The sequence below is a fragment of the Kitasatospora sp. NPDC056800 genome (assembly GCF_042789775.1).
In the GTDB taxonomy this organism is placed as follows: Bacteria; Actinomycetota; Actinomycetes; order Streptomycetales; family Streptomycetaceae; genus Kitasatospora.
This window is the reverse complement of sequence record NZ_JBHUAL010000296.1, coordinates 1-8,308: the sequence shown is the minus strand read 5'-3', so window position 1 is coordinate 8,308 and position 8,308 is coordinate 1. Positions and strand designations below refer to the sequence as shown.

General features: G+C 70.3%; 8 protein-coding genes. 5 read left to right on the top strand and 3 right to left on the bottom strand.

What is annotated here, in order from left to right:
• Window positions 1–263: 263 nt before the first annotated feature.
• The gene (locus ACFRQN_RS38470; protein ID WP_380745242.1) at window positions 264–398 is read left to right on the top strand and encodes a DUF397 domain-containing protein; all 135 of its coding nucleotides are present in this window, start codon (window positions 264–266) and stop codon (window positions 396–398) included.
• 184 nt (window positions 399–582) lie between these two features.
• On the opposite strand, the gene ACFRQN_RS38465 is transcribed toward ACFRQN_RS38470, so the two are convergent.
• Together ACFRQN_RS38465 and ACFRQN_RS38460 are read right to left on the bottom strand one after the other, a co-directional pair.
• Window positions 583–1,251, bottom strand: a complete 669-nt coding sequence (locus ACFRQN_RS38465; RefSeq protein WP_380745244.1) for a response regulator — start codon at window positions 1,249–1,251, stop codon at window positions 583–585.
• Between the two features lie 32 nt (window positions 1,252–1,283).
• Window positions 1,284–2,294 carry a histidine kinase gene (locus ACFRQN_RS38460; RefSeq protein ID WP_380745240.1) on the bottom strand — a complete coding sequence of 337 codons (1,011 nt, stop codon included), beginning with the start codon at window positions 2,292–2,294 and terminating at the stop codon, window positions 1,284–1,286.
• A gap of 306 nt (window positions 2,295–2,600) precedes the next feature.
• Between ACFRQN_RS38460 and ACFRQN_RS38455 the strand changes: the two genes are divergently transcribed.
• The 4 genes from ACFRQN_RS38455 to dacB all read left to right on the top strand — a co-directional run bounded on the left by ACFRQN_RS38455 (window position 2,601) and on the right by dacB (window position 7,273).
• Complete coding sequence (locus ACFRQN_RS38455) at window positions 2,601–3,341, top strand: ABC transporter ATP-binding protein (RefSeq protein WP_181970363.1); 741 nt, start codon at window positions 2,601–2,603, stop codon at window positions 3,339–3,341.
• On the top strand, window positions 3,338–4,678 hold the full coding sequence (locus ACFRQN_RS38450; RefSeq protein ID WP_380745237.1) for an FtsX-like permease family protein: 1,341 nt from the start codon (window positions 3,338–3,340) through the stop codon (window positions 4,676–4,678). The genes ACFRQN_RS38455 and ACFRQN_RS38450 overlap by 4 nt, the downstream gene beginning before the upstream one ends.
• Before the next feature lie 102 nt (window positions 4,679–4,780).
• Complete coding sequence (locus ACFRQN_RS38445; RefSeq protein WP_380745235.1) at window positions 4,781–5,548, top strand: DUF4097 family beta strand repeat-containing protein; 768 nt, start codon at window positions 4,781–4,783, stop codon at window positions 5,546–5,548.
• A gap of 78 nt (window positions 5,549–5,626) precedes the next feature.
• On the top strand, window positions 5,627–7,273 hold the full coding sequence (gene dacB, locus ACFRQN_RS38440; RefSeq protein ID WP_380745233.1) for a D-alanyl-D-alanine carboxypeptidase/D-alanyl-D-alanine-endopeptidase: 1,647 nt from the start codon (window positions 5,627–5,629) through the stop codon (window positions 7,271–7,273).
• A gap of 366 nt (window positions 7,274–7,639) precedes the next feature.
• On the opposite strand, the gene ACFRQN_RS38435 is transcribed toward dacB, so the two are convergent.
• The gene (locus tag ACFRQN_RS38435; protein WP_380745231.1) at window positions 7,640–8,053 is read right to left on the bottom strand and encodes a hypothetical protein; all 414 of its coding nucleotides are present in this window, start codon (window positions 8,051–8,053) and stop codon (window positions 7,640–7,642) included.
• Window positions 8,054–8,308 lie beyond the last annotated feature (255 nt).

The following is an 8,308-nucleotide window of genomic DNA, read 5'->3' as shown; positions in this document are numbered from 1 at the left end:
GACGGCCGGCCTCGCCGCGCAGGATGTCGACCGAGCCGACTTCCTGCGCGGGAGCCAGGAGCGAGTTCGGCGACGTCTGAACCGAGGGCTTCCCCTGCGCGGGAGCCAGGGGCGAGTGGTGTGGGGCGGCCCGATCCGACAGCACGACGATCAGCTCCGGATGGAGTCTCTGTCCAAGGTGGCTTCGCTCGACGTGATCCGCGCTGCACCGACGCCAGCTGGCACAGGTCCGGGTACGGCAACAACGGGGCACCTGCGTCGAGGTGGCGCCCGGATTCCCCGACGTGAGGCCCGTCCGCGATTCCAAGGACCCGAACGAACCGGCCCTGATCTTTGCCGCCAAGGCCTGGGAACCGTTCGTCACCACTCTCCGCAGTGACGAGTTCGGCGAGGCCTGAACCAAGGATCTCCCCGGTCGGCCAGATGCTCGGCTGGGTCCTCCCGCCGAGCATCTGACGTGGTGGAGAGCACCTACTTCCCGATCAAGGCGACCATGCTCGGCGGCCGGGTCCGGCCACGGAGCGGATCAACTGCACCGTTCTGCTGCAGGCCGCCGCCGGTGGACGCAGCGGCGTTGAAGTCCTAGTTGTATTCGAACCAGGTCAGGATGGCCTTCACCCGGCGGTTGTCCTCGCCGGAGGGCATGCCGAGTTTCAGGAAGACGTTCCCCACGTGTTTGGCCACGGCGGCGCCCGAGAGGAACAGTTCTGCCTCGATCTCCGCGTTGGAGCGGCCTTCGGCCATGAGGGCGAGCACCTCCTGTTCGCGGGCCGTGAGCCGGGCGAGCGGGCCCCGCGGCGGGTCGGCGCGGGTGACGTGGCGGACCACCTCGGGGTCGATCACCACTCCGCCGCCGGCGACCGTCTCGACGGCCCGCAGGAAGTCCGCCACTCTGCCCACCTTCTCCTTGAGCAGGTAGCCGACCGCCCCGTCGGCGCCCGGGCCGTTCAGGAGTTCGCGCACGTACGGTCCCGTGACGTAGGCGGAGAGGACCAGGACCGGCAGGTCCTTGTGCCGCGACCGAATGTCGATCGCGGCCCGGAGTCCGTCGTCGGTGTTCCCGGGCGGCATGCGGACATCCGTGATCACCAGGTCGGGGGCGGCTCCGGCGGCGGCGAGGTCGTCGACGGCGGCGACCAGTTCGTCGGCGTCCTCGCATTCGCGGATCACGTCGTGGGCACTGGAAACCAGGATCTCCCGGATTCCGGCGCGTATCAGCAGGCTGTCGTCCGCCAGGATGATTCTCACAATCGGTTTCCCGTCGCTTTCCCTGTCGAATTCCGTCACCACGGGGGTTGGGCCGGGGCGGATGCCACGACCTCCGTTCCGCCGCCCGGCGGGCTGGTGATTTCGAGGTTCCCACCGACGCTTCGCATCCGCTCACGCAGCCCGGAGAGCCCGGATCCGGTGCTGATCCGCGCGCCGCCGGCGCCGTCGTCGCCCACCCGGACACGGACGCCGCTCTCGGTGCACCGCATGTCGATCCGGGCGCTCCCGACGCCCGCGTGCTTGGCGATGTTCGTCAGGGCCTCGGAGACCGTGAAGTACACGGCCGCGGCGATCGGCGAGGAGAGCCAGGCGTCCGTACCGGTGCTGGTCAGTTCGACCCGCAACGGTGATCTGGCCACCAGTTCCCGGACGGCGGCGACGAGGCCGAGATCGCTCAGTTCGCTGGGGTGGATGTCGCGCACCGTCTCCCTCAGCCGTTCGAGGGCGCGCTCCGCCTGGGCCTGGGCCTGGCGGGCCAGTTGGACGATCCGTTCCTGCTCGGTGGCCGTCGCCGCGGCTTCCAGGATTCCCAGGCGCATGACGAGGGCGACGAGTTCCTGCTGGGCGCCGTCGTGCAGGTCGCGCTCGATGCGCCGGCGCTCGTTCTCGAAGGCCGCCGTCAGCGAGGCCCGGCTGGTGCGGAGTTCCTCCAGTTTCGCGAGCAGGTCGGGGTTCCGGCTCCCCGAGAAGGCCCGCAGGAGCAGGTCGCGGAGCAGGGAGACGCCGGTCAGCGCGCCCACGGTGACCGCACCGAGGGCGATTCCCGCGGGCACCGCCACGAGGGTTTCCCACAGGGCGGCCGGGGTGAACGGGCCGACTTCCGCGGCGATGCCGAAACCCCAGAGGACGGGGGAGAACACTAGCGCCAGGGCGCCGAGGAATCCGAAGAAGCCCACCGGCAGCGAGAGCGCGGACAGGAGCGCGGCGGCGACGAACACGGGGAGGTCGGTCCTCCACACCGACCGTGCCCGCAGCCGGCCGGCCACCCACCGCGGCCAGCTGCGGTCGGCGGGCCGCAGCGGCATCGTCCGGACTCCGCACCACTGCGCCCTGGAGCGGTCCAGTTCGGCCACCACCGGAACCGATACCGGTGCGGCGAGAACGGAAATCAGGAGAATCGGAAAGGCGGCCGCTGCGACGAATTCGGTCAGCAGCCTCCGGGCAACACGGATCTGCGCCATGATCGACATTTTCGCACGGTTCGGACCGGTCGGACGGTAGATCCAAGTCTACCTCCGATAGCAGTGCAGGCTCCCGTGCACTCCACTGCCCGGCCCTGTTTTCCTTGATTCATGCCATTTCCCACTGCCGCTCCCGTGCCGTGCATTCGTTTGCGCGGCCTTCGGACGGAATTCCCCATTCCCGGCCGCCGGGGCGAGACGACGCGCGTCCTGCACGACATCGACCTGGAGATTCCCGAAGGCCGGCTGACCGCCGTCGTCGGCCCCTCCGGTTCGGGCAAGTCGACGCTCCTGCTCTGCACGGCCGGGCTGGAGCGGGCGACCGCGGGGTCCGTCGAGATCCTCGGGACGGACGTCCGCTCGCTCAGCCCCCGCAAGCAGGCCGCGTTCCGCAGCGAGAACATCGGCTTCGTCTTCCAGGAGTACAACCTCGTCAGCTCGCTGACGGTCGAGGACAACATCGCCCTGCCGGCGCGGCTCGCCGGCCGCCGGGTGCCCCGGGCGCGGGTCGAGGACGCCATGGCGCGGCTCGGCATCGCCAAGCACGCGCGGCGACGCCCCGACCGCCTCTCCGGTGGCGAGCGCCAGCGCGTCGCGGTGGCCCGGGTGGTGGCGAACCAGCCGCGGATCGTCTTCGCCGACGAGCCGACGGGTGCGCTCGACCTCAAGTCGGGTCATGTGGTGCTCGACTGGCTGCAGGCGCTTCCCGCGCAGGGGAGCACGGTGCTCATGGTCACCCACGACCCCCACGCGGCCGCGCGGGCCGATCAGGTCGTGGTGATGGGGTCCGGGCGGGTACACGCCGTCATCCCCGGTGGCGACTCCCGCGCGGTGGGCGACGCCGTCCTCTCGGCGCAGTCGGCGGACGAGGCGGGCGGGGAGGAGTCGTGATCCGGCTCGTGCTGTCGGACATCCGCCTGCAGGCGTCGATGTGGTGGTGGACGCTCCTGTGCGCCACGGTCGGCGCGGCGTGCTCGGCGGGCTCGGCCATCGCGATGTTCACCGCCGTCTCGGCGGCGCGGGCGGCGGGTGACGCACGGATGGTCTCCGCGTCGATCGCCCTCGGCGGCAACATCGTCTTCTTCACCGTGCTCGCCGCCGTGGGCGTCGTCGCCTCCGCGGTCGGCCTGACGCTGACGACCCAGCGGCGTGAGCACGCCCTGTGGGTGATCCTCGGGATTCCGCGCCACCGGGTCAGGTTCGTCCTGCGGACGCAGACGGTGGTGCTGGGCGCGGTGGCCGGCGCGCTGGCCGCACCGCTCGCCCTGCTGGTCGCGGGTGTCGCCCTCGCGCAGTGGAAGGGGACGGGTCTCGAACTGCACGGGGCCTCGGCCGGGTTCCGGTTCTGGTACGTCGGCGTGAGCGTGCTGTTCGGACTGGTTCCGTGCCTGCTCGGCGGCTGGGGCGTCACCCGGCGGGCCGCCAGGACGCCGGAGATGCGCGCCTTCCGGGACTTCTCCGACCCCCCGGCGCGGCCGGGCGTCGCCCGCGCTGCCCTCGCCCTGTGCCTGCTCGCCGGCGTGGTCGGGATGTGGATCCCCGGCCTGGGCCTCGAACTCGAGGGCGGGCTCGCCCAGCGGACGGCCTTCGCGTTCGCCGGGAACCTCTTCCTCCTCTGCCTGCTGCTGCTCATGGGGCCGTGGGTGCTCACCCCGCTGATGAGGCTCTGGACGGCGCTGGTGCCCTCGCGCGGCGTCGCCTGGCACCTGGCCGTGCAGTCGTGCCGGGCCCGCGCGACGAGGAGCGTCACCACGGTGCTGCCCTTCGCGCTCTCCCTGTCGTTCGTCGGCCTCTTCATGGTGATGGGGAAGGTCATGCCCGGAGGCAACGCCGGGCTGGACAACATCCTGGTCGTGCTGGGCTGGGTCTTCGTCGTCTCCTGGGTCGGGGGCCTCGCCGTGATCGCCCTCGTCGGGCGGGAACGCGCCCGCGACTGCGCCGTCGTGACGGTGGCCGGTGCGCGGCCGGGCGTGGCCACCCGGTCGATGGTCTACGAGGGGGCGATCTACGCGGGGACGGCGATCGTCTTCGGCGCGCTGTTCGTCGCCGTGTCGAGCCTCACCACCGCCCTCGGAGCCCGGACCGACGCCGTCCGGGTCCTGGCGGGCCTCCCCTGGGCCACGCTCGGGGCGCTCGCCGCCGCGACGCTGGTCACCACCTGCCTCGCGCTGGTCCTGCAGGCGGCCCGGGTGTCGCGCACGGTCGCGGTCCGGGCGCTGCGCTCGTGAACCGGGCACTGCGCTCGTGAACCGGGCACTGCGCTCGTGAACCGGGGCGCGGGAACCCGCACCACCTTGCCCGTTCATGCTCGTTGACGAAGGAAGAACCCGATGGAACCGACCACCCGCACGCTTCTCGCCCTCGGCGGAGCCACCCTCCTCGGCCTCGCCGCCACGGCCTGCACCACGGACGGCGCCTCGGCCGACGCGACCGTGGAATCGAAGTCCTTCGACTTCGCCGGCGGCAGCCTGACCGTCGACTCCGGTTCCGCCGACCTCGCGCTGGTGGCCGCCGACATCGAGGACGTTCAGGTGGAACGACGGGTCAGCGGCACGAAGGTCGGCGGGAAGGTGGGGTCCGGCTGGCAGCTCGAAGGGGGCACGCTCACACTCTCGCTGGACTGCACGGGGATCTCGGTGGGCTGCGGCGCGAAGTACACCGTGAAGGTGCCGCGCGCCGTCGCCGTCACCGCCGAGAGCGGCAAGGGGCGCATCGAGGCCACCGGCTTCACCGCGGACTTCTCGGCCCGGACCGCCGGCGGCGACGTCCGGCTGTCGGACCTCCACGGAGCCAAGCTGGCCCTGCAAGGCGGCGACGGAAGCATCAAGGGCGACGGGATCTCCGCCCGGTCCGTCAGCGTCACCTCGCGCAACGGCACCGTCGACCCGCGCCTGGCCGCCGTGCCCGACCTGGTCGACGTGCAGAGCAGGGACGGCGACGTCGAGCTGGGCCTGCCGGACTCGACGTACGCGGTCCGCACGGCCGCGAAGAAGGGCGACGTCACCGTGAACGTCGCGAAGGACGACGCGAGCGGCCGTTCCGTGGCCGTCCGGACCCGCAACGGCAGCATCGCCATCGGCAAGGGCGGGAAGCCCTGACCGCCGCGCGGCAACCGGGCCGGAAGCCTTCGATCGAGCGCGAAAGCCGAACAGGAAAGCCGAACAGGAAAGAACGAAATGCCAAGCAACTCCCTCTCCGGAATCAAGGCCCCTCGGGTACGGCGGCGTACGGCCCTGGCGCTCGCCGCTTCGATGACGGCCGCCGTGGCGATGACGGCGTGCTCCCACGACTCCACGGACGACTCGGCCTCTCCGGCACCGGGTGCCGCACGGGTGAGCGCCGACCTGCAGAAGCTCATGAGCAGCGCGCCGTGGTCGTCGGGCCGGTGGGGCCTGCAGGTCGCCGACCTGCAGACCGGGAAGGTCGTCCAGTCCAAGGGCGCCGATTCCCAGTTCATGACCGGTTCGACGGCCAAGACCTTCGCGGTCGGTGCCGCGCTCGACGTCCTGGGTGACGACCATCGCTTCCGTACGCCCGTGGTGCGTTCGGGTACGGTCTCCGCGGACGGGCGGCTCTCCGGCGACCTCATCCTGGTCGGGAGCGGCGACCTGGCACTCGGCGGGCGGACCACCGCGTCAGGCGGACTGGACGTCCCCGACTTCGACCACTACGACGCCAACGCCGTCCCCGGCTTGGCGACCATCACCGCAGAGGACCCGCTGGCGGGCGTCAACGAGCTGGCCCGACAGGTCGCGGCCAGCGGAGTCCGCCACGTCGACGGCGACGTGGTGATCGACAACCGACTCTGGGATCCGGTGTCGATCGGCGGGCTGCCGGTCACTCCGACCATCGTCAACGACAACCTGATCGACGTGCTCATCACGCCGGGCGCACCCGGTGAGCCGGCCAAGGTCGACTGGCGCCCGAAGACGGCCGCCTTCGGCGTCGACGCGCAGGTGACGACCACACCCGCCGGAAGCAAGCCGGCGGTGACGACCGAAAGCGTCAGTCCCGGTCACATCCGGGTCCGAGGCTCCGTGCCCGCGGACGCGAAGGCCCCCTTCGTGACGACCTACCAGGTCCCCGACCCGGCGGCGTTCGCCCGCACCGTCCTCATCGAGGCACTCGCCAGGAACGGCGTCAGCGTGTCCGCCCCCTCGCTGGGAGCGAACCCCGACAGCAGGCTCCCCCCGTCGGCGGAAGTGAACTCGCTGCCCGTATCGGCGACCTACACCTCTCCGCCCTTCAAGGAGTACGCGAAGCTGATCAACAAGGTCAGCCACAACCTCGGGGCGAACCTGCTGCCGCCGCTGATGGCGGCACACAACGGGCAACGAACCTATGCGGACGGCATGAAGACCGAGAAGGAGTTCCTCGCCCGCTCAGGAGTGGACCCGAGTGCAGTGAGCCTCGTCGACGCCCAGGGCCTCCCCGGCGACAAGGCGACGCCGACCGCCCAGGTGGCGCTGCTGCGGCACCTGGCACGACAGGACGACTTCGACGTCTTCTACGACTCCATGCCGAACATGGGCGTCGACGGCTCGCTCGCCGACGTCATCGACCGCACCGACCCCGCCGCAGGACACATCCGCGCGAAGACCGGCACCCTGGTCAGCCCCTACCAGGGCAAGCTGGCCCTCGGCACGAAGGCGCTCGCAGGCTACATCGATGCGAAGGACGGCCACCGCTACGCCTTCGCGATCTACGTGAACAACATTCCGGTGCCCAGCGACTCCGTGAGCGATGCCATCGACCTCGCACTCAAGGCCAACAAGCAACTGGGAGCGATGGCCGCCACCATCTACAAGTCGCCCAAGGCGTGAAGGCCATCCTGACCTGGTTCGAAGACGACCAGGACTCCAACGCCGTCGCGTCTACCGGCGGCGGCATGACGCAGGTCCGTCTTCCATGACGTGGATCTCGACGGAAAGGGCATGGGTCCGGGTGGTTTGCGGGCGTTCTCCCGCGTTCGGCCCGTACGTGCTCATCGGGTTCTCGCGGCCGCGGGCCTTGACTCGCCGGCGCCGCGCGGTGGGCAGCAGGTTGTCCAGGGCCGCCATCCGGCCGATCGGTACGGGCAATGGCACGCACCCCCAGCTTCGCAGATTTCCGGAGGTCAGCGGCGGTAAAGACGTTCTGCAGGGCGTCCGTCAGCACTGCACAGGAATGAGATGCGACAGTGCCTTCGCTCAGGCTGCGGCTTCGCCGGGGGTCTCATCCTCTGAGGAGTCCTTCGGAAAGAACCACCGGCGAACCAAGGTGTAACCAGGCGGAAGGTTGTTACCCGTCAATTCCTTGTACCTCGCGTTGGCCTCCTCACTGGCATGCTGACCGGCAGGGAGCCTTCGCAGGAAGGGGTCGCGGTCATAGTCGCTGGAGGACCAACGAGTCTGGTCCGTAGTTTCGGGGACGGAGAGTTGTTCCTGGCCCTCGGCATCCTCGGAGTCCCGCCCCTCGGCGAGACTGGTGACGATGATGGCGAGGGCCACGACGCAGACTGCACCGCCGATGGCGGTGATCTTCGGCTTGTGCTTCCTGTACAGGCTCTTCGCGTTCTCGACGAAGGAGGCGGGCTCGTCGCCCTCGGGCGTGGAGTCATTCACGCGCACAGATCTACCGGAACCATCCCTCACCTGTCAGGTGGTTACCACCATAGCCCGATCAAGTGCAGTAACCGCCCTTCGCCGTTGGGGGCCCAGGTCCGACACCCCGGGAAAGGCCCTACCCGGACACCCAGCCGAACTGTCCCTGCCCACCTCGGCGTAGAAGCGGAGTACCTGCCCCCATGTCAGACCAGGAACGCGTCATCCGGATCCGCCGCCCCTACCTCGACCTGATCGCCGCCGGCACCAAGACCA

Excerpts from the sequence above, each read along its gene's own strand:
- ACFRQN_RS38445 (WP_380745235.1), top strand. The coding sequence starts at position 4,781 with ATGGAACCGACCACCCGCACGCTTCTCGCCCTCGGCGGAGCCACCCTC.
- dacB (WP_380745233.1), top strand. The coding sequence starts at position 5,627 with ATGCCAAGCAACTCCCTCTCCGGAATCAAGGCCCCTCGGGTACGGCGG.
- ACFRQN_RS38460 (WP_380745240.1), bottom strand. The coding sequence starts at position 2,294 with ATGCCGCTGCGGCCCGCCGACCGCAGCTGGCCGCGGTGGGTGGCCGGC.